This window comes from Shewanella sp. 1180_01, from assembly GCF_052850535.1.
In genome coordinates this window covers 84,172-107,515 of record NZ_VXCT01000012.1, presented here as the reverse complement: position 1 = coordinate 107,515, position 23,344 = coordinate 84,172, and the positions used below count along the sequence as shown (strand labels likewise).

General features: G+C 46.5%; 20 protein-coding genes and 2 tRNA genes. 12 read left to right on the top strand and 10 right to left on the bottom strand.

What is annotated here, in order from left to right; translation table 11 throughout:
- The first annotated feature begins 59 nt into the window (after positions 1-59).
- The 3 genes from FW758_RS09325 to trpR all read left to right on the top strand — a co-directional run bounded on the left by FW758_RS09325 (position 60) and on the right by trpR (position 1,461).
- Positions 60-151, top strand: a tRNA-Ser gene (locus tag FW758_RS09325).
- Positions 152-254: 103 nt separating this feature from the next.
- Positions 255-331, top strand: a tRNA-Arg gene (locus tag FW758_RS09320).
- Between the two features lie 854 nt (positions 332-1,185).
- Positions 1,186-1,461 carry a trp operon repressor gene (gene trpR, locus FW758_RS09315; protein ID WP_006080802.1) on the top strand — a complete coding sequence of 92 codons (276 nt, stop codon included), beginning with the start codon at positions 1,186-1,188 and terminating at the stop codon, positions 1,459-1,461.
- A gap of 64 nt (positions 1,462-1,525) precedes the next feature.
- On the opposite strand, the gene FW758_RS09310 is transcribed toward trpR, so the two are convergent.
- Positions 1,526-1,897, bottom strand: coding sequence for a hypothetical protein (locus FW758_RS09310; RefSeq protein ID WP_446445239.1), 372 nt, complete (start codon positions 1,895-1,897; stop codon positions 1,526-1,528).
- A 237-nt stretch (positions 1,898-2,134) separates the two neighbouring features.
- Positions 2,135-2,791: a peptidylprolyl isomerase gene (gene slyD, locus FW758_RS09305; protein WP_115335231.1), complete on the bottom strand. Its 657-nt coding sequence runs from the start codon at positions 2,789-2,791 to the stop codon at positions 2,135-2,137.
- A 641-nt stretch (positions 2,792-3,432) separates the two neighbouring features.
- Between slyD and thrA the strand changes: the two genes are divergently transcribed.
- The 6 genes from thrA (at position 3,433) to FW758_RS09275 (ending at position 13,764) form a co-directional block, all read left to right on the top strand.
- Positions 3,433-5,901, top strand: coding sequence for a bifunctional aspartate kinase/homoserine dehydrogenase I (thrA, locus tag FW758_RS09300; protein WP_347097621.1), 2,469 nt, complete (start codon positions 3,433-3,435; stop codon positions 5,899-5,901).
- On the top strand, positions 5,898-6,860 hold the full coding sequence (gene thrB / locus FW758_RS09295) for a homoserine kinase (RefSeq protein ID WP_446445238.1): 963 nt from the start codon (positions 5,898-5,900) through the stop codon (positions 6,858-6,860). The genes thrA and thrB overlap by 4 nt, the downstream gene beginning before the upstream one ends.
- A gap of 112 nt (positions 6,861-6,972) precedes the next feature.
- Complete coding sequence (thrC, locus tag FW758_RS09290; protein ID WP_071939186.1) at positions 6,973-8,256, top strand: threonine synthase; 1,284 nt, start codon at positions 6,973-6,975, stop codon at positions 8,254-8,256.
- 346 nt (positions 8,257-8,602) lie between these two features.
- Complete coding sequence (locus tag FW758_RS09285; protein WP_375164148.1) at positions 8,603-8,896, top strand: hypothetical protein; 294 nt, start codon at positions 8,603-8,605, stop codon at positions 8,894-8,896.
- 289 nt (positions 8,897-9,185) lie between these two features.
- Positions 9,186-10,043, top strand: a complete 858-nt coding sequence (locus tag FW758_RS09280) for a substrate-binding periplasmic protein (protein ID WP_446445237.1) — start codon at positions 9,186-9,188, stop codon at positions 10,041-10,043.
- Between the two features lie 436 nt (positions 10,044-10,479).
- Positions 10,480-13,764 (top strand): S41 family peptidase, encoded by a 3,285-nt coding sequence (locus tag FW758_RS09275; RefSeq protein WP_446445236.1) that lies wholly within the window; start codon positions 10,480-10,482, stop codon positions 13,762-13,764.
- Between the two features lie 106 nt (positions 13,765-13,870).
- Here FW758_RS09275 and FW758_RS09270 read toward each other — a convergent pair whose 3' ends face one another.
- The 5 genes from FW758_RS09270 to FW758_RS09250 all read right to left on the bottom strand — a co-directional run bounded on the left by FW758_RS09270 (position 13,871) and on the right by FW758_RS09250 (position 17,478).
- Positions 13,871-14,299, bottom strand: a complete 429-nt coding sequence (locus tag FW758_RS09270; protein ID WP_071939182.1) for a hypothetical protein — start codon at positions 14,297-14,299, stop codon at positions 13,871-13,873.
- Positions 14,300-14,524: 225 nt separating this feature from the next.
- Positions 14,525-14,962 carry an OsmC family protein gene (locus tag FW758_RS09265; RefSeq protein WP_071939181.1) on the bottom strand — a complete coding sequence of 146 codons (438 nt, stop codon included), beginning with the start codon at positions 14,960-14,962 and terminating at the stop codon, positions 14,525-14,527.
- Between the two features lie 86 nt (positions 14,963-15,048).
- The gene (locus FW758_RS09260) at positions 15,049-15,399 is read right to left on the bottom strand and encodes a DUF3325 domain-containing protein (protein WP_446445235.1); all 351 of its coding nucleotides are present in this window, start codon (positions 15,397-15,399) and stop codon (positions 15,049-15,051) included.
- A complete protein-coding gene (locus tag FW758_RS09255; RefSeq protein WP_446445234.1) occupies positions 15,396-17,093 on the bottom strand; it encodes a PepSY-associated TM helix domain-containing protein in 1,698 nt (565 codons plus the stop codon). Before FW758_RS09255 ends, FW758_RS09260 begins: the two co-directional genes overlap by 4 nt.
- A gap of 1 nt (position 17,094) precedes the next feature.
- The gene (locus FW758_RS09250; RefSeq protein ID WP_259566292.1) at positions 17,095-17,478 is read right to left on the bottom strand and encodes a DUF3649 domain-containing protein; all 384 of its coding nucleotides are present in this window, start codon (positions 17,476-17,478) and stop codon (positions 17,095-17,097) included.
- Between the two features lie 429 nt (positions 17,479-17,907).
- Here FW758_RS09250 and FW758_RS09245 point away from each other — a divergent pair, with 429 nt between their 5' ends.
- Both FW758_RS09245 and hpf read left to right on the top strand, forming a co-directional pair.
- Positions 17,908-19,476 (top strand): methyl-accepting chemotaxis protein, encoded by a 1,569-nt coding sequence (locus FW758_RS09245; RefSeq protein ID WP_446445233.1) that lies wholly within the window; start codon positions 17,908-17,910, stop codon positions 19,474-19,476.
- A gap of 248 nt (positions 19,477-19,724) precedes the next feature.
- Positions 19,725-20,081, top strand: a complete 357-nt coding sequence (hpf, locus tag FW758_RS09240) for a ribosome hibernation-promoting factor, HPF/YfiA family (RefSeq protein ID WP_006085098.1) — start codon at positions 19,725-19,727, stop codon at positions 20,079-20,081.
- Between the two features lie 219 nt (positions 20,082-20,300).
- On the opposite strand, the gene FW758_RS09235 is transcribed toward hpf, so the two are convergent.
- The 3 genes from FW758_RS09235 to FW758_RS09225 form a co-directional block, all read right to left on the bottom strand.
- Positions 20,301-20,696 (bottom strand): DUF6622 family protein, encoded by a 396-nt coding sequence (locus FW758_RS09235; protein ID WP_446445232.1) that lies wholly within the window; start codon positions 20,694-20,696, stop codon positions 20,301-20,303.
- A gap of 109 nt (positions 20,697-20,805) precedes the next feature.
- A complete protein-coding gene (locus tag FW758_RS09230; protein ID WP_338727318.1) occupies positions 20,806-21,456 on the bottom strand; it encodes a response regulator transcription factor in 651 nt (216 codons plus the stop codon).
- A 29-nt stretch (positions 21,457-21,485) separates the two neighbouring features.
- A complete protein-coding gene (locus tag FW758_RS09225; RefSeq protein WP_446445231.1) occupies positions 21,486-22,664 on the bottom strand; it encodes a sensor histidine kinase in 1,179 nt (392 codons plus the stop codon).
- Between the two features lie 183 nt (positions 22,665-22,847).
- Between FW758_RS09225 and FW758_RS09220 the strand changes: the two genes are divergently transcribed.
- Positions 22,848-23,342 (top strand): DUF2141 domain-containing protein, encoded by a 495-nt coding sequence (locus FW758_RS09220; protein ID WP_446445230.1) that lies wholly within the window; start codon positions 22,848-22,850, stop codon positions 23,340-23,342.
- Positions 23,343-23,344: the final 2 nt, after the last annotated feature.

Below are 23,344 nucleotides of genomic sequence, written 5' to 3'. Positions count from 1 at the left end.
TTCCACGCGCACCAATATAGTTAACGAGACAGGTCTTGTTGATTTAAAGCGTTAAACGCGGAGAGGTGGCCGAGTGGCCGAAGGCGCTCCCCTGCTAAGGGAGTATGGGCTTTAACTCCCATCGAGGGTTCGAATCCCTCCTTCTCCGCCATTTTATTCTCTTAGTCGAGGGGAATAGAATAAATTTGCGAGATAAAAGTGCTTATCCTAGACTCAATCATGATTGGATCTGTTAGAAGTACAAAAACGAGTTTGCGCGTGTAGCTCAGCTGGATAGAGTACCTGGCTACGAACCAGGCGGTCGGAGGTTCGACTCCTTCCACGCGCACCATATAGATAAGCCCTGCAAGCAATTGCAGGGCTTTTTTATTTTTAGTCTGTAGTGGTTTAACTCATTATTGCTTTATCCGTTTCGGCTTACCTCCCTTTACCTCTCATCTCTTGGTTTACTTATCCTTCGGCTGATCATTCTATGGTTTAGCTATCTTCGGTTTAGCTTTCTTCGGTGTCGCTATCTTCAGTCATTTCGCTTTTAACACTTCTCTTTCTTAGGTTCGACTCACTGAATCATCAGCTTTTGCCTGTGTCCAGAGTCTATAACGACATTAGATATCCATGTCAGCATTCAATGTCAGCTCTCTCAGTGCTGCCTAGGGAGGTATTAGCTGTTGTTTGGTGCCGGTGTGAGGAGTGAACTAATGTCGGCTTTGATGGACAGTTTAAGGGCTTTGGAGTGATTACCTTGTACATAATAAGTTCACTATAGAGTTAAAACGGTTAGTTTATGAACCGATCAATACTGCCATATTGAACTGACCATTTATTATAGGAGTGTCGTGGTCCATTATCCTGAGGGTTGTTGTTAGTCGGATAGTCAGGGTAGAAGTTATTGGTGATGACTTTGATTTTATTAAACTTTTGATTATATTTATTATTCTGTTCATTTATCCAAGTGACTATGCTAACGATTACATGCTTGCTTTAGTGTAAGTTGTTTTACTTTCAAGGATAAAATAATCGAAATTTAAAAATGCTAATTAATAATAGGTACCAGCATGATTAGGATTTCTTCTCAAGCTGCTCACTAATAAGCATTGATTGATTTTTTGATTCGAATTCAGGTAGTTTGAGTTAAATCTGTTAGACTGCCAATGTAATGCTTGAACAGTACTTATGAGGGTTATTATGCGAGCGAACTGGGATCTAGTATTAGAAAAGATTTTGAGCCACAGCAATTATGAAGATCTTTCTGTGTTGTTTCATTTGCTGTTAACCGAAGAAGAGCGTAGTGCCGTTGCCGGACGCTTAAAGGTATTTCAGTTGTTATTGGATGGGGATATGAGCCAAAGGCACATAGCAGCAGAATATGAAGTGAGTATTGCGACGATCACGCGTTGTTCTAATTACTTGAAAAATATGTCTCCTGAGCATAGAGCGAAAGTTCAAAAGTTGATTGGTTAGTGCCCACATGGATACAAGCCCTGTGGATATCATTTGCGCTTGTTTTGGTGAATAGAACTCTGCCTTAAGGCGTGATGGGCAGCTTATGGCGACGATAAAGTGAACGACGCACCAGAATATATAAGCTGTAGCTGAGTAAGCAGATAGCCAAAATAGGGTAAAGGTCCTTGGGAAGGAATTTAAAGATAGCCAATGCCGCTATGAGATAGATAAAAGGTAAGAAGTTATAAATCATTTCGGGAAGATAGCCTGACTTACGTCGCCTTGCCGAGTCAGTTCGACGGTTTTGAGAGCGCATAACATAGATCCTCGCACCTAAGACGAACACTACTGTTGCCGCGACTAGGGCATAGTTGATGTCGAGTGCAATAAAACTCGAACTACCGAGCGCCATGTAGCCAAAAGGCAAAATTTCGTAAAGGGGTTTGGTTAACATAAGCACTCCGTCGCTTAACTCAGGTTGATATCAATATCTAATTGAAAATATTCATATAAAATTTGAATGTTTTCAATTTACCAGTCAGTTATTTATCTATTACGAATAGTATAAACGCTTGTGTATAAAAAATGCACGACCTTAAATTAAGGGCGTGCATCTTAAAAGGTTAAACTATGGCAGTTCAACCGCTTAGGGATAAACTATTTCTAGCTCATCTTGGGCATCAATCAGTATCTAGCCGCGGCAACCACAGCCGCCATTGCCGTCACAACCTGTTTTAGGTGTGTCACAGGCTTCATGCTCTTCATGGTGATGTCCATGATCGTGGTCTGAACCACCACAACAGCCGCCAGCTTCTTCTTTACCTGAACCGCCACAGCATCCACCGCCATGGTCGTGATCATGTCCATGACTTCCACAACCGCCTTGGGCATGAACGTGGCCATGGGCAATTTCTTCAGCTGAGGCTTCGCGAACGTCAACGATTTCGACGCTGAAGTTGAGCGATTGACCCGCTAAAGGATGGTTGCCATCGACGATAACAACATCGTCTTTTACTTCCATAACTTGGACTGGGCGTTGACCCATTTCAGTTTCGGCGATGAAGCGCATGCCTGGGACGATATCTTCGATATCACCAAAGGCTTCTAATGGCACGGCTTGACGTAGGCCATCGTGGTAAGGGCCATAGGCTTCTTCGGCACTAATAGTGACATCGAGTTTTTCGCCTTTGGTTTTACCATCTAATGCGGCTTCTAAACCTGGGATCAGGTTTTCAGTGCCGTGTAGATATAGCATAGGTTCAGAGTCGAAAGAGTCTTCTAATAGTCTGCCTTCTTGATCTGATAAACGGTAATGAATGGTTACCGCGCTGTGTTGAGTGATCTTCATATCGCCTCCGGTTCGGAATGTGCGCGCATAATAACGTGCTTTTTTAGTGCTGGCGATAATTTGAAGTGGCTTATGTTAGATATCGCACAGCTTTTTTTTCGGCAGATTAAAGCCAGTTTTACGCGGTGCAGCATGTGTAATGTGATTTTTGCGCGTTAGCCTGTCAATTTGGCCTGAGTGATGAGGTAGAACAAATAACGCATTAGTTAAAAGTGAACTATAAATAATTAACTGAAAAACAAGTGATTTTATAATGGTTTTCCTGTTTGATTACGTTAACGTCAACAGTTATCTATTGCATAAATCGCATTTTTACCCCTAGAAAACTTTATATTAACTAATCTTGATACAGTATTTTATCGAGCGTGAAGATTTGCTGATAAATAATCCATTTTAGGGGTTGACAAGCGCGGGTAAAAAAAGCAATTCTGTTTATCAAGAAATTAACATGGATTAGCCCAAACACATGCATAGCCTAGGTTTCGTAGTAACTACCATTATTACAACCACCACTACAACAATAGTGGGGGCGGGCTGATACACCCTAAAGAATTTTAACAATGAGCCCGCTTCCCACAAAGAAGCGGGCTTTTTTGTTTCTAGCTCTTATTTCTAAGTCGGGCGCGGTACAGGAGAACAAGATGAAAGTAATGAAATTTGGTGGTACCTCGCTTGCAAATTGGCAGCGATTCTCGATGGCAGCGGATATCGTTGCTCAGTCATCTAAGCTTGAACCCATAGCCACTGTGCTATCGGCCCCTGCAACGGTGACGAATGCTTTATTAGAAATGGTCGACGTAGCCGTTAAAGGTGAAGATTATTTGCCTGTGCTGCAGCACGTTGAGCGGGTATTTACTTCGCTGTACCAAGACGCCGTTAACTCAGTGTTATCGAGTGAGCAAAGCGAACAGCTTTTTTCTGGACTCAATGCCCAGCTGGTGATCTGGCAGGATAGATTACGTGGTATCGGATTACTGCAAGAATGTCCCGATGGTATCCGCGCCGAAATCGTGGTTGCAGGTGAGCGTTTATCTGCAGCCTTGATGGAACAAGTGATGATTTCTAAGGGGATCACTTCGGCTCAGCTCGACCCACGCGCCTTATTTTTAGGTCGTGGTCGTCCGTTAGAATCTGTCGTTGATATCGCTGTGAGTAAGCCAAGGTTTCGCGCGTTGGCGCTAGGTGAAAAACGCGTATGGGTGATGCCGGGATTCACCGCCGCCGATGAACAGGGCAAAGTGGTGACGTTAGGCCGTAATGGTTCTGACTATTCTGCTGCCGTGCTCGCCGCCTGTTTGGATGCTTCGAGCTGCGAAATCTGGACCGATGTTGACGGTGTTTATAATACCGACCCACGGGTGGTTGCCGATGCTAAGTTGTTGTCACAACTGAGCTATCAAGAGGCAATGGAGCTCTCCTATTTTGGTGCTAAGGTGTTGCATCCTAAGACTATTGCACCTATCGCCCAGTTCCATATTCCCTGTTATATCAAAAACAGTTTTAATCCTGATGCGCCCGGCACTTTGGTTTCAAACCAAGCCGATGAAACCGGCTTGCAGGTTAAAGCTATCTCCAATTTAGATAACCAGACCATGTTCGATATATCAGGCCCTGGCATGAAAGGCATGGTTGGCATGGCGAGCCGCACTTTAGCGGCGATTTCCCGCAGCGGCGTGTCTGTGTCTTTAATCACCCAAAGTTCTTCTGAATACAGCATTAGCTTCTGTGTGGCTACATCTGATTCGGCCAAAGTGAAATGGGCTTTAGAGCAAGAGTTTGAATTAGAAATAAAAAGTGATTTGCTTGAGCCTATCGCTATGCGCCATGAGCTGGCAATTGTGTCCTTGATTGGTGATGGCATGCGCACCCATAAAGGGGTGGCGGCGCGTTTCTTCCAAGCGTTAGCGCAGGCAAGCGTGAACATTATCGCTATCGCCCAAGGATCGTCCGAGCGCTCGATTTCGACAGTGATCGAGCAGCGTAAGACTAAGCATGCAGTGGCGGCTTGTCATCAAGGCTTTTTCGATGTGCAGCAATATTTAGATGTGTTCTTAGTAGGGTGCGGCAATGTGGGTGCAGGTCTGCTCGAACAGATAAAGCAACAGTCCGCCATGCTCAAAGAGCAGCACATCAGTATCCGTGTTTGCGGCATAGTAAATTCGAACAAGATGTTACTCGACAGCGCAGGCATCGATTTAAGCAACTGGTCTAGCTTGCTTGCCGATAGTCAGCAAGCCTGTGATATCCCAGCGTTACTGGCATGGGCGAAAGAGCAACAATTACTGAATCCTGTGCTAGTGGATTGCACTTCGAGCGAGCAAGTGTCGGATCTGTATTTGGATGTGATGAACTCAGGTTTGCATGTGGTCACGCCGAACAAAAAGTCGAACACTCGCGATTATGCTTATTACCAAGCACTTCGCCAAACAGCCTTAAAACAGCGTCGCCAATTTTTATACGAAACCACCGTCGGCGCGGGTTTACCTGTTATCGATAACCTGAAAAAACTGTTATTTGCGGGCGATAAGCTGCATAAGTTTAACGGTATTTTATCGGGCTCTTTATCCTTTATCTTCGGCATGCTGGATGAAGGCATGACTCTTTCTGAAGCGACTGGTCTGGCGCGGGAAAAATGTTTTACTGAGCCCGATCCCCGTGATGATTTGAGTGGTATGGATGTGGCGCGTAAGGTGCTCATTCTTGCCCGTGAAGTGGGACTAAAGCTAGAACTCAGTGATGTGCAGGTTGAATCTGTATTGCCAGCCGAGTTTGATGATTCAGGTGATGTTGAGAGCTTTATGGCGCGTTTGCCGCAGGTTGATGCTGCTATTGCCGCTAAAGTGGCGCAGGCCAAAGCCCAAGGTAAAGTACTGCGTTATGTGGGACAAATTGAAGATGGCGTCTGCCGTGTGCGTATCGCCGAAGTCGATGCACAGGATCCCCTTTATAGTGTTAAAGGCGGCGAAAATGCCTTGGCATTCTACAGCCGTTATTATCAGCCCATTCCGTTTGTGCTACGCGGTTATGGCGCAGGAACGGAAGTGACCGCCGCTGGCGCCTTTGCCGATGTATTAAGAACCTTGAATTGGACTCGTGAGGTGAGTGTATGAGTTTGACCGTTTACGCTCCAGCCTCTATGGGTAACGTGGGAGTCGGATTTGATTTACTGGGCGCCGCTTTGGCGCCTATCGATGGCAGTTTACTCGGCGACAGAGTGACTATCGCGGCGGCAGAATCGGGTGTGAGTCTGGCGCAAACCGGTGCTTGGGCCCATAAACTGCCTGAAAATCCGCAAGACAATATAGTGTATCAATGTGCCGAATTCTTCTTAACCGCCCTGAGTAAGGAGTATTTAGAAGCGCTTGGTAAAGCAGATGAAGGCATAGCGCTGACACTGGAAAAGAACCTACCCGTCGGCAGTGGTTTAGGTTCGAGTGCAAGCTCAGTCGTGGCGGCGTTATATGCCTTGAATGAACATTTTGACAGACCTTACAGCGAGCAAGCACTGTTGGAACTGATGGGCGAATTTGAAGGCAAGATCAGCGGCAGTGTGCACTATGACAACGTCGCCCCCTGTTATTTGGGCGGCATGCAATTGATGCTCAATGTGCCGGGCACAGTTTGCGAAGCCATACCGAGTTTTAAAGAATGGTATTGGGTTGTGGCCTATCCTGGGATTTCACTTTCGACGGCGATGATGCGTAAACTCATGCCTGATCAATACGATAAAAGTGTCACTATCGATTTTGGTCGTTATTTAAGTGCCTTTGTACATGCCTCTTATCAGCAGAATGCCAAGCTTGCGATCAGCGTATTAAAAGATGTGTTAGCCGAGCCTTATCGCGCAGCTGCGATTCCGGGTTACGACAATGCCAGAGTTGCTTTAGCCGATTTAGGCATGTTGACTACGGGGATTTCGGGCAGTGGGCCAACGCTGTTTTCGATTACCGATGATTTAGCCACGGCAAATGCCGCTAAAGCCTGGTTAGAGCAGCATTATTTAACTGAGGTAGGTGGCTTTGCCCACGTGTGTCGCCTCGATGAGCAAGGCACGCGTAGAGTCGATTAATTCTTATTTTTAGTATCAAGACTAAGCATTAAGGCTAAATATCCATCTTATGCATAAAGAGCATGCATCAAGAATTAGCATTCAAGGCTTAGCATCAAAAGGTCGAGTGAGCATGGAACTATATAATTTAAAACACCCTTCGCAGAAAGTGAGCTTTAAAGAGGCAGTGCAATTAGGTTTAGGTCTGGACAGAGGTTTGTTCTTCCCCACCCAAATTCCGGTCTTAGACGATATTGAAGGGCTGCTGGCGTTGCCATTTGTTGAGCGCAGTAAAAAAGTGCTCGGTGCATGGCTTGCCTCTGAACTAGGGCAAGATGCAGTTGATGAACTGGTTGAACGTGCCTTTAACTTCGATTTACCTTTGGTTGCCGTCGATGAGCAGCGCGCTTGCCTCGAATTGTTCCACGGTCCTACTCTGGCATTTAAAGATTTTGGTGCGCGTTTTATGGCGCAATGCGTCAATGCCTTTGTCGGCGACACACGCTTAACCATTCTGACTGCGACTTCGGGTGACACTGGCGCCGCGGTTGCCGATGCCTTTTATGGGCTTGAAAAAGTCAATGTAGTGGTGCTCTACCCTAAGGGCAAGATCAGTGAGCTACAGGAAAAGATGTTCACGACGTTGGGTAAAAACATTCATACAGTTGCCGTATCGTCCGATTTTGATGCCTGCCAAGACTTAGTTAAACGCGCCTTTGATGATCCAGAAGTCCGCGAGGGTTTGAGCTTAAACTCGGCGAACTCTATCAACATCAGCCGCTTACTCGCGCAAATTTGTTATTACTTTGAAGCCGTTGCCCAGTCTAAACAACGCCACGACGCCGATCCTGTGATTTCAGTGCCAAGTGGTAACTTTGGTAACCTGACAGCGGGTTTATTCGCCAAAGCCATGGGGTTACCGGTTAAACGCTTTATCGCCGCAACCAATGCGAATGATACTGTGCCGCGCTATTTAGAAAACGGCCAATGGCAGCCCAATCAAACCCAAGCGACTATGTCTAATGCGATGGATGTGAGTGAGCCAAGTAACTGGCCGCGAGTGGAAGCCATTTGTGAGAAATTAGCTTGGCCGCTGAGTAACTTAGTGGGCATGCGTTTATCTGAAGAGCAAACTTCACTGGCATTAGCTGAGTTGCATGCACAGGGTTATGTGTCTGAGCCCCATGCGGCGATTGCAGCTAAAGCTTTGTCTTTAACCTTAGTGCCTGACGAAGTGGGTATATTCTTAGGTACGGCGCATCCTGCGAAATTTAAGGATGTGGTGGATAGAGAGCTAAATCTTAACTTACCACTGCCGGTTGAGCTTGAGGCCGTTGCCCATAAACCTATCTTGTCGGCTGACTTACCCGCTGATTTTGCCGCACTGAAAGCGCACTTATTCAAGATCTTAACCTAAGCTGCTTGTACTTAAAGTATTGGCCTAGCGGTGAGATAACATAGCGTTAAAGAAGAGAAGGGAGCTTAGCTCCCTTTTTTTATCAGCACAATTTTGGACAAGTACACTTTTTACAAATGCATTTTTTTATAAGCGCACTTTTTACAGATGTAAGCAAAATAACGATAAATTGATGAAACTGTGTTGCAGGTAAGCATAAAAGAACTTTTATTTAACTACATGATATTTAATTAATATTTGTAACTTATTGTATTGTCTTTGGTAATAAAAATGTGATCAAGTTCACAATTTTATTGGTTTTAATTGTTTATGTTCACCCGCGTGTTTACTCAGTGGGTTGATTGATTTGTTTAGATTTTTTCTATTAAGTGTCTGTTTTTGCGTCTTAGCCTCAGGGTGTGCAACCGATCAACGTGAGTTATATCGGCGCATAAATGTAGCCTACGATTTTGAAGTGACCCATTGCGACAGTTTTGCCATCGTCACTGGGGTGAGTCGCCGCGAGAATAATCTAGATGAAGCTAAAGAGTCTGCCATTGCTCAGGGAGAGCAATTGGGCGGCACGCACATCGTTTGGTTACAGACTGATATGGGCGATCCCACTAAGGTTGTTGCTGTTATTTATAAGTGTCAGATTTAGTTAGCTTAACCTTCAACTTGATTTCAGTTACTCAGGCGGAGTCTTTATGGCAAGTGCATTAAGTCGGCTACACTAAACGCGTTAAACTAGCTACTGTCCTTTTTTGTTGTTATTCTCCGCGCCCTATTTCGGTTAATTACTATGATCTGACTGGTGTTTATGGCGCACTGTCTAAGTGCCAACTACGCTTATTTAGGTATTAAAACACCGCGAAAGTCTGACGTTGAACCGTTTTGCTTCATCTTCATCTGAAGAGGATCACCAACTTAAGGGGCAAGTAACTTAGCCTATGTCATTGTTTAAATACGTTTCTGTCTTATTGCTGCTTTTTTTAGCCTTGCCCGCCAAAAGTGCGTTGCAGGTTAATAGTCCTTTACCCTGTCAAAAAACCATTAAAGTCGGTTATAACGACTGGCCTCCCTATGCTTGGCAAGATCCCCAAGGAGAAGCCCAAGGTTTAGATGTGGATCTGATGCGGGCATTTGCCGTGTATCTCGGCTGCGAAATCAATTTTATCAATGTGCCCGCGAAGCGATCGCATCAGATGCTGAAAACTGGACAGTTAGATGTGTTGATGGGAGCGACAATGACGGATGAACGTCAGGCTTATGCGCATTTTTCCAGTTATTATCGAGACGAAGAGCTGCGCTTATTCGTGCTCGATGAGCAAAAAGATCAGATTAATGTCGATAAGTGGGAGGACATTTTTACCAAAAAGTTACGCCTGCTTGTGCCTTCAAGCGGTTGGTATGGCGCCGATTATCAAGAGTCTCAATATCGATTAGAGCAGGAGCATTTATTGGTGTTAAGCCCTGACTCAGATAAGTCGGTACAAATGCTCACCTATGGTCGCGGGGATATAATCGTCGGCGATACTATGGCCATGCCCTATATTGCCAGTCAGCATCAACATATTAAGCTAGTGCCGCTCAAGTTAGTGTTAGATCAAAACCATATCCATTTAATGCTAAGCAAAGCGAGTATGACGCCAAGCCAGTTAGAGCAGTTTAATCATGCGATTAAGGCCTTAATGGATAACGGTGAAATTGCACGCGTGATCAATAAATGGCAACAAATGTCACTGGCGAAACAATCCAACATGAGTCGCCTAAATAGTCCGCTAAAGACGCTGTACGTCAGCCCGTAATCAGGTCTTAACGCTAGCCCTTAATATTAGGTCTTAACGCTAGCCCTTAATATTAGTTCTTAACATTAGTTCTTGATATTAGTCCTTAACACTTGCCCTTCAACTACGCCAATCACGTCTCACTTTTGATGATTTTTATCGTGGTGCAACAGGGTAACGCTATGATTTTTGGTTATTTGCACTAAAGAATATTGTTTTTTACTCAGTTGTTTTCCCGCGATTTAAGATGTGACACATTTGCTAAAACTTCTCTGGCTCGAAGTTACTGAACTCTCTATTAAATTCTGCTAGTTTGGTGAGCTAAATTGTCATGCTTTGGGTTTGATTGCGTTTTTTTACAAAAGCCCATGGCAAGAATGTCTTCGCTCACTCTGCTAGCAAAATCTCGTCGTTAAAGAGTCCATTGCTAAAAATAACAATAGGATAGAGGTCATACATGAAACTTCGCCATTCTGTCGCCTGCTGTATGCTTGCCCTAGGTACATTCACTGCGGCCCAAGCCATCGCTGCCACTGCAGTGAATAATCAAGGCTATTACCGCGCGCCAGCCCTGCACGATCAAACCTTAGTCTTTACCGCTGAAGGGGATTTATGGACTCAGACCTTAGGCCAAAAAGCGGCGACTCGCTTAACGAGTTTACCCGCAGAGGAGCTAGGTGCGACCATTTCAGCCGATGGTAAGTGGGTTGCTTACGTGGCCAATTATGAAGGCGCGAGCGAAGTGTATGTGATCCCGGTTACGGGTGGTGTGGCCAAACGGGTGAGTTTCGAGAATAGCCGTGTGCGTGTTCAGGGTTGGACCGCCAAAGGCGAGATTTTATATTCTACCGACAGTGGTTTTGGTCCTGCGAATAATTGGATGCTGCGCAGCGTCGATCCTAAAACCCTCACGACTACAGATTTACCCTTAGCCGATGCGGTCGAAGGTGTGATTGATGATCGCAACGAATATGTGTACTTCACCCGCTTTGGTCTACAAGTCACTGGGGATAACGCCAAAGTGTACCGTGGCGGCGCAAAGGGCGAATTATGGCGCTTTAAACTTGGTAGCAAAACCGAAGCTCAGTTGCTCAGCGGTCAGCACGACGGCTCAGTGCGTCAACCTATGCTATGGCAAGACAGGCTGTATTTTATTAGCGACAGTGATGGTAACGACAACCTCTGGTCGATGGCGCTCGATGGTTCAGACGCAAAACAGTTGACCCAATTTAAAGATTGGCAAGTCCGCGGCGCGCGGATGGATCAAGGCAAAGTGGTCTTCCAGTTAGGTGCGGATATCCATGTGTTTGATATTGCGGCCGCGAAAGACACATTACTCGATATCGAACTCACGTCCGATTTTGCCCAGCGCCGTGAGCACTGGGTGAAAGATCCTATGGATTATGCATCCTCTACCGATTTAGCCCTTGCTGGCGATAAAGTGGTGATCACCGCCCGCAGCCATGTGGCTATTGCGGGTGTTGATGGTTCGCGCTTAGTGCAAGTTGCGCTGCCGGGGACTTATCGAGTTAGAAACGCGATTATGAGTCAAGGTGGCAAGTCGGTTTATGCGCTTAGCGATATGACAGGCCAACAGGAAATTTGGCAATTCCCCGCCGATGGCAGCAGTGGTGCTAAGCAGCTGACGAAGGACGGCCATACCCTAAGAATGAGCTTGAATCTGTCCAATGACGGTCGATTTATCGCCCACGACGATAACGATGGCAATGTTTGGTTGCTCGACTTAAAGAAAAATACCAATCAGAAAATCATCACTAACGGCGAGGGACTTGGGCCTTATGCTGATATTCGCTGGTCCGGCGACAGCCGTTTTATCGCACTAACTAAGTCAGAAATCGGTAAACAAAGACCACAAATCGTCCTTTACTCTGTGGATGAAAATAAGGTCGAGACGCTCACCAGTGATAAGTACGAATCCTATTCGCCAACCTTTAGCAGTGACGGTCAGTGGCTATATTTCCTGTCAAATCGCCAATTTAGTGCTACGCCAAGTTCACCTTGGGGCGATAGAAACATGGGCCCAGTGTTTGATAAACGCAGCCAAATTTTTGCCATCGCCTTAGTTAGCAATGCCAAATTTCCCTTTAGTAAGCCCAATGAACTCAGTGTTAACCAAGCCGACAAAACCGATGCTAAAGATAAGCCGGAACCGGTGAAAATTGACTGGTCAGGTATTTCGCAGCGCTTATGGCAAGTACCTGTCGATTCAGGCAATTACAGTGAACTGCGCGCCGTCGATGGCAGACTTTATGTGCTTGACCAAGCAATGGGTGATGACGCGGAACCAAGCCTGATGACCATCAAGTTTGATCCATTGAGACCTAAGGCCGAGGTTTTTGCCGAAGATATTGGTCATTATGCGGTTTCTGCCGATGGCAAAAAGCTGATGCTAAGAAAGTTCAGCAATGACAAGGCGCTGATGATTGTTGACGGTGGCGATAAGCTTGGCGATACAGATAATGCCAAAGTGCAAACGGATCAATGGCAATTAGCGATTTCTCCCCAGCTTGAATGGCAACAAATGTTTGAAGATGCTTGGTTGATGCACAGGGAATCTTTCTTCGATAAGAAGATGCGCGGCCTCGATTGGCAAGCGACCAAAGCTAAGTATCAACCTTTGCTTGACCGCCTGACTGACCGTAATGAACTGAACGATATCTTTATGCAAATGATGGGCGAATTAGATTCATTGCATTCACAGGTTCGCGGCGGTGATTTACCTAAAGATCCCGATGCGGCTAAAGCGGCAAGTCTTGGTGCGCGCCTACAGCAAACTGCAGATGGCGTTAAAATTGCGCACATTTACAGTAACGATCCTGAGTTGCCCGCTAACGCATCACCGTTAAATCGTATCGAAGTCGATGCCAAAGAAGGCGATGTACTGCTAGCTATCAATGGCACGCCAGTGGCGAACGTGGCCGATGTCACGCGTCTGTTACGTAATCAACAGGACAAGCAAGTATTGCTGCAACTTAAGCGTGGCAGCAAAACCCACAAAACTATCGTCATGCCTGTTAGCGCTATGGTGGATGGCCAGTTACGTTACTTAGATTGGGTGAGCCATAACGCGGCTGTGGTCGAGGATGCGAGTAAGGGCAAGATTGGCTATTTGCACTTATATGCGATGGGCGGCGGCGATATAGAAAGTTTTGCCCGTGAGTTTTATACCAATTATGATAAAGACGGGTTGATTATCGACGTTCGCCGTAACCGCGGCGGCAATATCGACAGTTGGATTATTGAGAAGTTATTGCGCCGCGCTTGGGCGTTTTGGCAACCGACTCACGGTACGCCAAACACCAATATGCAGCAAACCTTCCGTGGCCATTTAGTGGTGTTAACCGATGAACTAACCTATTCCGACGGTGAAACCTTCTCCGCGGGAATTAAAGCGCTGGGTATTGCACCGCTAATTGGTAAACAAACGGCAGGGGCGGGCGTGTGGTTATCTGGGCGAAATTCGCTGACCGATAAAGGTATGGCGCGAGTGGCCGAGTATCCACAGTATGCAATGGATGGTCGCTGGGTGCTGGAAGGGCATGGCGTAACGCCGGATATTGAAGTCGATAACTTACCTTTCGCCACCTATAACGGTAAAGATGCGCAGCTTGAGACAGCGATAAGCTATTTGAAGGATGAATTAGTTAAGCAGCCCGTTCCAGCCTTAAAAGCACAACCTCTGCCGGCAAAAGGCATGGCACAGGATATAAAAGCTAAGTAATTGATATTTAAATTCAGTATTTAACTAAAATTTAAGGTATCTCAGTTAGCATAGTCGCGTACAAAGTTAGGGTGTTGTCTCTTAGTTCCCGAGACAACACCCATTTTTATGCCCATTCATTAATATTCTTACTCGTTTCTGCGTAGATCTGCATAGTGTTCACTTGCTGTTGTTGGGCAAGGTGATTAACTGTCATCGCTCTCGCGTCTTTGTTATGGCTTAGGTAATAGGCCGTTGGCGCCGAAATCCCTTGGCTTGTTCCTGTTGCTATGTTGGTCATGTCGGCGATCACTTGGTATTTCATCTTCGCGTGTTTCAATTCGACTAAGGTTTCTATGTTATCCCTCAGTGCTGGCATTTCAGCTGGTTTTTGCGCATTCGCCGCCAATTGTTTTGCATCGCGAGAAAGCGTTAATGTATCAGTTGATGTTGGTGCGCTGGTTTGAACGGCATTGTTAACCTGTGCAAATTCAGCGGTGGAGACATTTTTTTGTGGGCTGACAGACGGGGAATGTCGCAGTGGTTGAATGTGCATCGTTTAACTCCAGCAGTTGGCACTAAGTTAGCCATCGTACGGTTTAAAAGCTGGACATGAGCTGAACCATGGAAAAGGTTTCGGGGATGCGGATGGTAAGACTCTGTGTGGCGGCGACGGTGATTCGGTGATGGCAATGAGTCAGACTGGTAATGATCTGCGGTGCGGCAATAAAAAAGCCCGCTTAGGAAAACCATTAGCGGGCCGTAGACATCAGCACAAATCTTAAAACTTGATGTGAATATCTGTCGCTAAACTATTGGCGATAAAGCAATTTACATGTGCTTTTTCGTGAATTTTCTCAAGGGTTTCTTGGCTGACTTCAACCCCTTCGGCAAAAATGACCTTAGGATTCAGCACCATCTTAGTGACGGCCAACTTGCCCGCTTCGTTTTTACCCAGCTCTGCAGTGGCATTGTCCACATAGGACGTGACAGGTAAGCGCTTAAGATGTGCAATCGCGAGAAAGGTCAACATATGACATGAGGATAACGCCGCTAGCAGGCTTTCCTCTGGGTTTACATTCTGCCCATTGCCTTTATATTCCGGTGCCGACGAGGCTTGAATCGTCTGGCCGCTGCCAAAGGTAATACTGTGGTCTCGACAAAATTCGCCTTCTTCGGCGGGCGAGGTTTGCCAGTTAACCGTTAAGTTAAAGCCCATTATTTTCTCCTATCTGAAGGACATCAGGGCACTATAGCCTAGCGGTGCGCACTTAGCCATGACCTGTGGCCCAGTGCGGCAAGAAGTTATAGCCCAGCGCTCAGTAATAGACTGCTTGTGAGTACGCTGCCAGCCACGATACCAATCGGTAAATGGCGTGGACTGTAGCTTAACGTCAGTATGACCAGCATGGCCGCGAGGGAAATAATCCCCATAAACAAAATGCTACCGTAGGCCCAGCCTTGATCGCTCGCGCAGGCACTTAAGCTAAATGCCAGTAATAACCAAGCAAACAAGGTGAGTAAATGGCTTTGCCATTGTGCTGGTGGACGGTTAAACACATCCTTAAAATGGCCAAACTTAGCTAAGGGGAACAGGGCCAGTGAGAGATAACTTAAGCCTAAGATCCCAAGTACAGGGATAAATTCTGGCATCATGATTTGGCTTCCTCCAATGAAGACGGCGAGGTATGTTCGTTGGTTAGGGATGTTTGTGGTTCGCTGCGGCGCGCTTTATTCGCCTTGGCATTCGGCGCATTGAATGCGGGTCTTGCTGGGCGCTTGGCTGGGGCTTTAGCAATTAAAGTTAATCTTTTGCTGGCAAATAGCATAGCGCCGCCAAGTAGAATAGCGAGCACGTCAAATCCGACTAAAGGCCATTGATGGGATTGGATATTATCGATGAGATTGCTCGGCGATGTGAAGGCATTGAGCACGGGCAGTGCACAGCACAAACTGCCTGTGATTATCAATGCTGCTTGCCACTGGCGACGTGAACGGCCAAAGAAAGCCCACACTCCCATTGCCGCTAACGCGATAAAGAAGCTGTGAACTTCCCATTCGGAGCGGCCTGCAAAACTTGTCGATAGCAGACGATTTGCGTAAAAGAAGCTCACAGCGCCTAAGGGTAATCCTAAGATAAACATGAAGTTTAACCCTTCGACGAAACGTAACCCCAAGCTTGGTTTCTCGCCTTTATCTATAGCTTTCTGTTGTTTTTGACGTAGGCGAATGGCCCACATCAAGGTGCCTGTAGCGACCATAGCGCAACCCAATAAGCCGCAGAAAAAGAATAATATTCGTAATAGTGGGGCGGCAAAACGCGCCGTGTGTAGCGACATCATAGTGTCGTAGGTGACTGACGCCCCCGAGGCTTCATGCGGGCTGGCATACTTAAGCTCACCATTGACCCCGTTAAATATCAAAATGTTGGCCTCATCGGTCACATCTTTACCTGTGTTTTGGTAAAAGGTCACTTGGCTATTTTGATCGTTAGGGTATGACACTATCACTTGCTTAATTGGCGCATCGCCCCAAGCGGCTTGCACCTGCGGCAGTAATTGACTCAGCTGCACCTGTGGCGCGCTAATCCCCGTGGCTTTCTCGGTTTGTCTGGCGGGGTTTAGCTCTTTTAAAAAGGCTTGGTTGTCACCCGAATAAGCGGTATCCACCGTCCACGGAATATAGATCAACATCAGGGTGATAAGCCCGGTATAAGTGATCATCAGATGGTAGGGCAGGGCGATGACAGAGCTCACATTGTGTGCATCTAACCAAGAGCGGGCGCCCTTGTCGCGTCTAAAGCTGAACATATCCTTGAAGATTCGCTTGTGGATCACTATGCCGCTGATAAGGGCAATTAGCATAAACATAGTGCAAACACCGACGATATATCGAGCCGTAATTGCGGACATATAATGCAAGTCAAAGTGCAGACGATAGAAGAAATCGCCGCCGCGACTTGCGCGCACTTCTGAGATCATGCCGCTGCCATCGGCGAGGGCGACATGTTCTCCAGTCTTGCCGCGACGTTGACCTTTTTCTGGCGGTAGTTGCCAACTCACACTTTGAAAGGGTTTACGTTCGGTCGGAAAACCTATCATCCAGCGCTGCGCCGATTCGGGCGAATGCGCTGCGATATAATCTTGGCCTTTATCCAGCTGGTTTGCGAGCGTATCGGCTTGATAGTCTTGATAAACCCCTTGGTGTAATTCGGGTTCGTTCCACAGGCTGATTTCATGGCGGAAATAGCTCAAGCTACCCGCAAAAAAGATCAACAATAACACCCAACACACGAGCAAACCTGCCCAAGTATGTAGCCAAGATAAGGTTCTAAAAAATGTCTCTTTCATCTTACTGTCCACACACCTGAAGCAAACCAAAACATAACAAACTCACTAGGCCTAAATCTCGCCATGCATGCCAGGTTTTACGTACACAAAAGGCGTAAATAATGGCGATGGCATAAAACAGAAAAGCCAACATATTGGCCGTTATTGTGCTTTCGAAGCGGGGCATAGGTAGCACGACTGTCAGCAGGCAAGCCAAGGTAGCCGCCGCAATATAACCCGCCAGCAGTGCGGCGCTCGCGCGGGCAAAGACTTTGAAGGCAAACTGCGATTGCTCTTGCTTAAACCATCGCGCAATTTGCATAATCCCCAGTGAAATCAGTGAGAAAGAGCGCGTTTGCACTGCAGATGATTGCGTTGACGTTTTAAACGCGGGTGTATTAGACATAAGTGCCACTTCTCATTTCGAGCCAATATGGGTCCGTTATGGCTATCCGTTACGGTTAATTCTGCAACGTGCGCTTAAGCTTTCTGGTTTAACGGCAGAAGACTCGGCTTAACGGTGAATGCATTTCTATTAACAGGGAATAGCTAACCGCGAGAAGTATAACTTAGTTAATTCAAATGATAAACGATATCATTTAGATTCGAATGTAAATATGTGATCTTGGGCTGATCCGCTTAAATCGATGTAGAAGTAACGAGTGCTTCGTCACAGTTGTTTGTTTTAATTTATTATTGTGTGTCTAGTGGTTACTGCTTGTTTAGCGTTAGGTTAATTTTTATGCTGCCAATGTGAGCTTTATCAATTTTGATGTACTGAGCTTTTGGCAGAATGCTCGTTATCTTTTTTACCGAGACCTAGCCTGATAACCCTATGCATAAAAATTCTAAGAATGGTGAAACACACCTGTCAGATAATGCGATTTTACTATCCACGACGGATTTGAAGGGAAACATTAAATATGTAAATCAGACTTTTTCGCAGATCAGCGAGTTTAGCGCTGCTGAGTTGCAAGGTAATCCCCATAACATAGTGCGTCATCAAGATATGCCAGCGGCTGCGTTTAAGATCCTTTGGGAGCGAATTAAGCAGGGTAAACCTTGGATGGGTATCGTTAAAAATCGCACTAAAAATGGCGGTTATTACTGGGTAAATGCCTATGTCGCCCCTGTGTATGAAGACGGTAAAATTCACGAATATCAATCTGTTCGCCGCCAAGCCACTCCAGAGCAGATCAAAGCCGCCGAGAGTATTTACAGCGATATTAATCAGGGTAAGCACCCTAAGGTATTGCGCAAAGACAGGTTAGGTTTCAGTGGCAAGATACTGTTTGCTATGCTGATGTCGATTATGACTACGGCAATGATTGCCAGTTATTCTCCCATTGTTGCCGCGATTGCGGGGATGACGGTAGCGTGCCTAGCATGGTATTACCTGATGCAGCCGCTGCAAAAGCTCGTGTCTATGGCAACTAATATTATTGACGATCCTGTGGCGACGGGCGTGTATACCGGCCGCCAAGATGAGATTGGTAAATTGGACCTCGCCCTGCGCTTTTTGATCACCGAAATCGGTGGCGTTGTTGGCCGTATGGCTGATTCTGCCTGTGAGATCCAATCTCAGAGTGTCAGCCTTAAACAAACCATTACCAACACTTGGGAACATGCCGATAGTCAGAGCGAACAAACGACGCAGGCTGCAACGGCGATGGAGCAGATGAGCGCCAGTTTTGCCGAAGTGACGGGCAACATTCATCGCACGGCCTCTGAAATGGTGTCGAGCCATGAGGCGGCGCAACGCGGGCATTCACGTTTAGAAACAGTGATAGAGGCGATACATCAGTTGAGTGTGCAAGTGAGCCACTTTTCCGATGTAGTTCAAACGATTGAAGAAGATAGCCGTGCGATTCATCAAGTGCTTGAAGTGATACGTGCCATCGCTGACCAAACCAACTTGTTAGCTTTAAATGCGGCAATCGAAGCGGCGCGGGCAGGGGATAGTGGTCGCGGTTTTGCAGTGGTGGCCGATGAGGTCAGACAATTATCGAGTCGTACTAGCCAATCCACCTCGCAAATCGAGTTAATCGTTAGCCGCTTTAGGGAAAGTACCCAAAGGGCGACTTCGACTATGGTGGCGGGACAAGAGCAGGTTAAACGTTCGGTAGGCTTAGCGCAGGAAGCCAGTGTCGCTTTTGGCGAGCTGCTTTCATCCATAACAAGGATTAACTCCTTAAGTGATGATAATGCCGCGGCGATGACCCAGCAGACTTCAGTGGCCGCTGAAATTAGCCGTGCCATCCATGTGATCAGCGATTTGGCTCAACAGAGTTTAGAGCAGACGCTCGATGCGGCGGCGCGTGGCGATCAAGTGTCGCGTTTATCTACCAAGACGCATCATCTGTCCCAGCAGTTTTGGCAGCAGAGCGTGCAACGTAAATATTAAACGTATTTACCTTATGTCGTATTGGATTTTGTGATTGATTTATTATTAATGCCTGTTTATAAATCAATCACTTAATCGTATTTTTCTGGCGGTTTTATTTTCAACTTCTTGATGGCGGTCACATTTAGGAGATGCTAATACCTGAGTTGATCGAAATATTTGCCAATTCCCCTTGTGTTTTATCCTGCATGCCCCAAGCTCTATTAGTGAAGCGAAAATAAAAGTAATGACATTAAAAGGGACAACCTATGAAAATAAATATTTCTGGTCACCACGTCGATGTTACTGATTCTATTAGAGAACATGTTAACGAAAAGTTTGCAAAAATCGCCACCCATTTCCCCTCTCTGATCGCGCTGGACATCATTATTGCGAAAGAGCATGGCGAGTATCAGGTTGAACTTCGTACCAATTATGAAGGCAGCCGCATTTCCGCTTCGGGTACCGATGAGGTTATGTACCCAGCTATCAAGGCCGCATCGAAAAAATTAGATGCTGCACTTAAGCACCGTAAAGGTCAGCTAAAAGCAGATTTACATGAAACCCCGAGCTGCACAACGCCAGCCATTGCCCATGAAATTATCCAAGAGATGGAGCTTCGTTAGGTTTTTAGCCATTACTCATCGCCTTAGATGAGCACAAAAAGGGCCTTAACTGGCCCTTTTTGTTGGCTGCAATTTGAGGAAGTGTTAGCGCACTAGTGTGCCGAATGGCCGTTAATCTGAGCATGATGCGCGCCAGTGAGTATGCGAACAGCCCTTAGGATAAAGATGCCACTGACAGGCCATAGGTACCGCTAGTGATGGCGATGAAAAGGTGGTTTTCTAAAATATTTGCCTGTGTCGCGAGTGTGTAAGCCACGGCATATTTAATGATAAAATCCCTAAAATCAGCAGCAGCGGTAGCCAACTGCCTTTGATATGGTACAGACCCGCTTGGTAACTGACGGGTGTTTTAGGCAGCAGAAACCAAGCTAAACCCACCGTCAGTAGTAAACTGACTCCCCATAGCATAAGCGCTAATGGGCTGTGTAGACTCGAATTGAGTGATATCACAGACCATATCGTCATCACTGCTGGCATCAGTAATACGCGGCCTAAGCTGAGTTGACGATCCTTTGTCTGGCTCAGCCCTAAATAAATCAGTCCAGCGAGTAAAGCAAAGACCCACATTGGCGTGTGGCTGACTATCGTGCCGATGGCATTAATTAGATTTTGCATCAGTGTTCCTTTCCTATGAATTCATGCAGTTTGGGTAAGATTGATTGCGGCCGTTGAGCACGGCCTTTGTTGCGATCATGGCAATTGGCTTTTGCTGCATGCTATTGGGTTAGATTAATGCCAGTTGTAAGCCCTTGAGTACAGCTTGGGTGCGGTCTCGGCAATCGAGTTTAGTGAGTATGTTAGAGACATGATTTTTCACTGTGCCCTCGGCTAAAAATACCGCATTGGCGATTTCCTTGTTGGAGAATCCGCCCGCCATAAAACTGAGGATTTCCCGCTCCCGTTCCGACAATAATTCATTTCTAGTTACCCCAACGCTAGGTGCAGGTTTAGGCTCACTCATCTGTTTGAGTACCGAAGGCTCTATCAAGTAGCCGCCTTTGGCGACGGTTTCGATGGCGTGCAGTAACTTGTCGAGTGACACGTCCTTGAGTAAAAAGCCGTTTGCTCCCGCCTGTAAACTATTGAGGAATAACTCACTGTCGTCGAAGGTGGTTAACATGATGACAGGTAAACTATTGGCACTTTGCCGTATCTGTTTGAGCATGGCGATGCCATCAAGATTTGGCATGCGAATATCACTGAGCAGCACATCGACAGGATTATTGGCGAGTTGGCTGAGTGCATCTTGGCCGTCTTCGGCCTGCCACAACACGCGAATGTTGTCGGAAATGGCGAGCAGGCTAGCGATACCTTGGCGAACCAATTGTTGATCTTCTACTAAGCCGACACTGATGATGTTGTTTTGCATATCCATATAAATTCCAAAGCGTTTTTAGTAAAAAGTTAAGCGAGTGCAGGGAGTGTGAGGGTGAGTTGGCAGCCGGGCGCCGAGTCATTCGCCCTTAGCTGTACCTTGCCATTAAAGGGCTGCAGTCTTTCCTGCATGCCGCTAAGCCCTGTGCCGAACTGTCCTGTACCGTTTAGCCCTGTACCGCTTTTAGCTGATGCGTTTCGCGCGGCTCCCCGTGTTAGCCCCACACCGTTGTCGCTCAGTTGCAATACCAGTGCGCTTTGGGAGTCTTCCATGCTCAGTTGCAGTTGATTCGCCTTGCCGTGGCGCACGGCGTTGCTGATGCCTTCTTGCAGGACTAACAGCAGGGCTTGAGTCAGTTCGGCTGATTGAAGTGGTTTCATCGTCTTGCAGGTAAGAGTGACGCTGGGTAAGCGGGTCATCAGCGCCTCTAAAGGGGGGACTAAATCCAATCCCACTTGCACTCTTTGAGCCCTGACGACGGCGCGAATACTTTCAAGTAGCTCTTTGGCTAAGGATTTACTTTGGTTAACTTGAGGTTTGAGTTCTTCGGGCGCTTTATGGCTCAGTACTTCTAATTGCAGAGAGAGTGCTGTGAGCTGGTGGCCGAGAATGTCGTGCAAATCGCGGGAGATCCGCAATCTTTCTTGCTGTTCGCTGGCTTGGCTAAGTAGGGCGCGAGTGGCGATAAGCTGTTGGTTTAGCTGTTCTTGTATCAAACGTGATTTACGCTCGGAAAGCCTTGCTTGGCTGCTGCTGTAGGCAAAGAATTGAAAGCCAAGATAGATCAAAATATTGAACACATTGCTTTGTTCATGCACATGCCATTGCAGCAGCGCGTAATAAACCATGTTGGCTAGCAGCAGCTGTAAAATGGCTTGGCGGCGATTAAAGAACTCAGGCAATAGTGACGCCCAAATAACGAAGAGGATCGGCAGCAATGCATGGTTTGCCGTGAGCAATAAGCTCAACACGATCAACGGCATTGCTAGTGTGGCAAGGCGACGAAACAGAATATTGTTATGCGCAACTTTATCGGTAGCTATCAGTATAAATTGCACTAAATACAGCCCATAAAGCGTGGCATTGAGCATGCCTTGCCATGTATGCAATGCGGCTTGGTTTATCCCAACCCAAGCCACTAATGCCCAAGTGAGCACTCCTGCGGCAATTAACATGCTCTCTTCTTTTGCTAATCGATTTTCTAGCACGAATGACGATTCCTTAATCCAATTCTGCCGACCATTCTAAGGTATCAGCGTCAGATGTCACTATGCCAAAAGTCATCTTGTTAAAATCTTGTTTCATGACTTTTGGCACCTGTTTTTAGTCCTGTGATTTTTTAAGCTAACTCCATCGCAGTTACTTATCAGCGCAAATAACAGGAGTAAGATATGAAACACGTGAACTTAACGATGACAACAACTCTGATTCGCCGAGCAAATATGACCAAAAGGACGTTATCAGCGATTTGGGGCGCAGGCTTAGCTTGCTTGCTCTTGTCGGCAGGAACCATGTCCGCAGAGATCCAAGCACATACCCTGACTGTGGATATCGATAATATTCAAGTACAAACCGGCGCCTTAATGGTTGAGCTTTATGCCAATGCCGAGGATTACGCCGCAGGCCACAATCCCAGCGCATCTATGATAAAGCCCGTCACTAAGACAGAGCATAGGCTGGTATTTAGCGATCTCGCCGATGGTCAATATGCGGTCAAGGTCTTTCACGATGAAAACGGTAATCACAGCTTAGATACCAATATGTTAGGTGTGCCGAGTGAAGGCTATGGCTTCAGCAATAACGCCGGCAGTTTTGGGCCTGCGAGCTTTAAAGACGCCAGCTTTAGTTTGCAGGCCGATGCGCAAATCACGATACATATTCGCTAAGG

What these genes read in the sequence shown, in the direction of transcription:
- trpR (WP_006080802.1), top strand. Translation starts at nt 1,186, where the DNA reads ATGCGAGCGAACTGGGATCTAGTATTAGAAAAGATTTTGAGCCACAGC.
- FW758_RS09310 (WP_446445239.1), bottom strand. Translation starts at nt 1,897, where the DNA reads ATGTTAACCAAACCCCTTTACGAAATTTTGCCTTTTGGCTACATGGCG.
- slyD (WP_115335231.1), bottom strand. Translation starts at nt 2,791, where the DNA reads ATGAAGATCACTCAACACAGCGCGGTAACCATTCATTACCGTTTATCA.
- thrA (WP_347097621.1), top strand. Translation starts at nt 3,433, where the DNA reads ATGAAAGTAATGAAATTTGGTGGTACCTCGCTTGCAAATTGGCAGCGA.
- thrB (WP_446445238.1), top strand. Translation starts at nt 5,898, where the DNA reads ATGAGTTTGACCGTTTACGCTCCAGCCTCTATGGGTAACGTGGGAGTC.
- thrC (WP_071939186.1), top strand. Translation starts at nt 6,973, where the DNA reads ATGGAACTATATAATTTAAAACACCCTTCGCAGAAAGTGAGCTTTAAA.
- FW758_RS09280 (WP_446445237.1), top strand. Translation starts at nt 9,186, where the DNA reads ATGTCATTGTTTAAATACGTTTCTGTCTTATTGCTGCTTTTTTTAGCC.
- FW758_RS09275 (WP_446445236.1), top strand. Translation starts at nt 10,480, where the DNA reads ATGAAACTTCGCCATTCTGTCGCCTGCTGTATGCTTGCCCTAGGTACA.
- FW758_RS09270 (WP_071939182.1), bottom strand. Translation starts at nt 14,299, where the DNA reads ATGCACATTCAACCACTGCGACATTCCCCGTCTGTCAGCCCACAAAAA.
- FW758_RS09265 (WP_071939181.1), bottom strand. Translation starts at nt 14,962, where the DNA reads ATGGGCTTTAACTTAACGGTTAACTGGCAAACCTCGCCCGCCGAAGAA.
- FW758_RS09260 (WP_446445235.1), bottom strand. Translation starts at nt 15,399, where the DNA reads ATGATGCCAGAATTTATCCCTGTACTTGGGATCTTAGGCTTAAGTTAT.
- FW758_RS09255 (WP_446445234.1), bottom strand. Translation starts at nt 17,093, where the DNA reads ATGAAAGAGACATTTTTTAGAACCTTATCTTGGCTACATACTTGGGCA.
- FW758_RS09250 (WP_259566292.1), bottom strand. Translation starts at nt 17,478, where the DNA reads ATGTCTAATACACCCGCGTTTAAAACGTCAACGCAATCATCTGCAGTG.
- FW758_RS09245 (WP_446445233.1), top strand. Translation starts at nt 17,908, where the DNA reads ATGCATAAAAATTCTAAGAATGGTGAAACACACCTGTCAGATAATGCG.
- hpf (WP_006085098.1), top strand. Translation starts at nt 19,725, where the DNA reads ATGAAAATAAATATTTCTGGTCACCACGTCGATGTTACTGATTCTATT.
- FW758_RS09235 (WP_446445232.1), bottom strand. Translation starts at nt 20,696, where the DNA reads ATGCAAAATCTAATTAATGCCATCGGCACGATAGTCAGCCACACGCCA.
- FW758_RS09230 (WP_338727318.1), bottom strand. Translation starts at nt 21,456, where the DNA reads ATGGATATGCAAAACAACATCATCAGTGTCGGCTTAGTAGAAGATCAA.
- FW758_RS09220 (WP_446445230.1), top strand. Translation starts at nt 22,848, where the DNA reads ATGAAACACGTGAACTTAACGATGACAACAACTCTGATTCGCCGAGCA.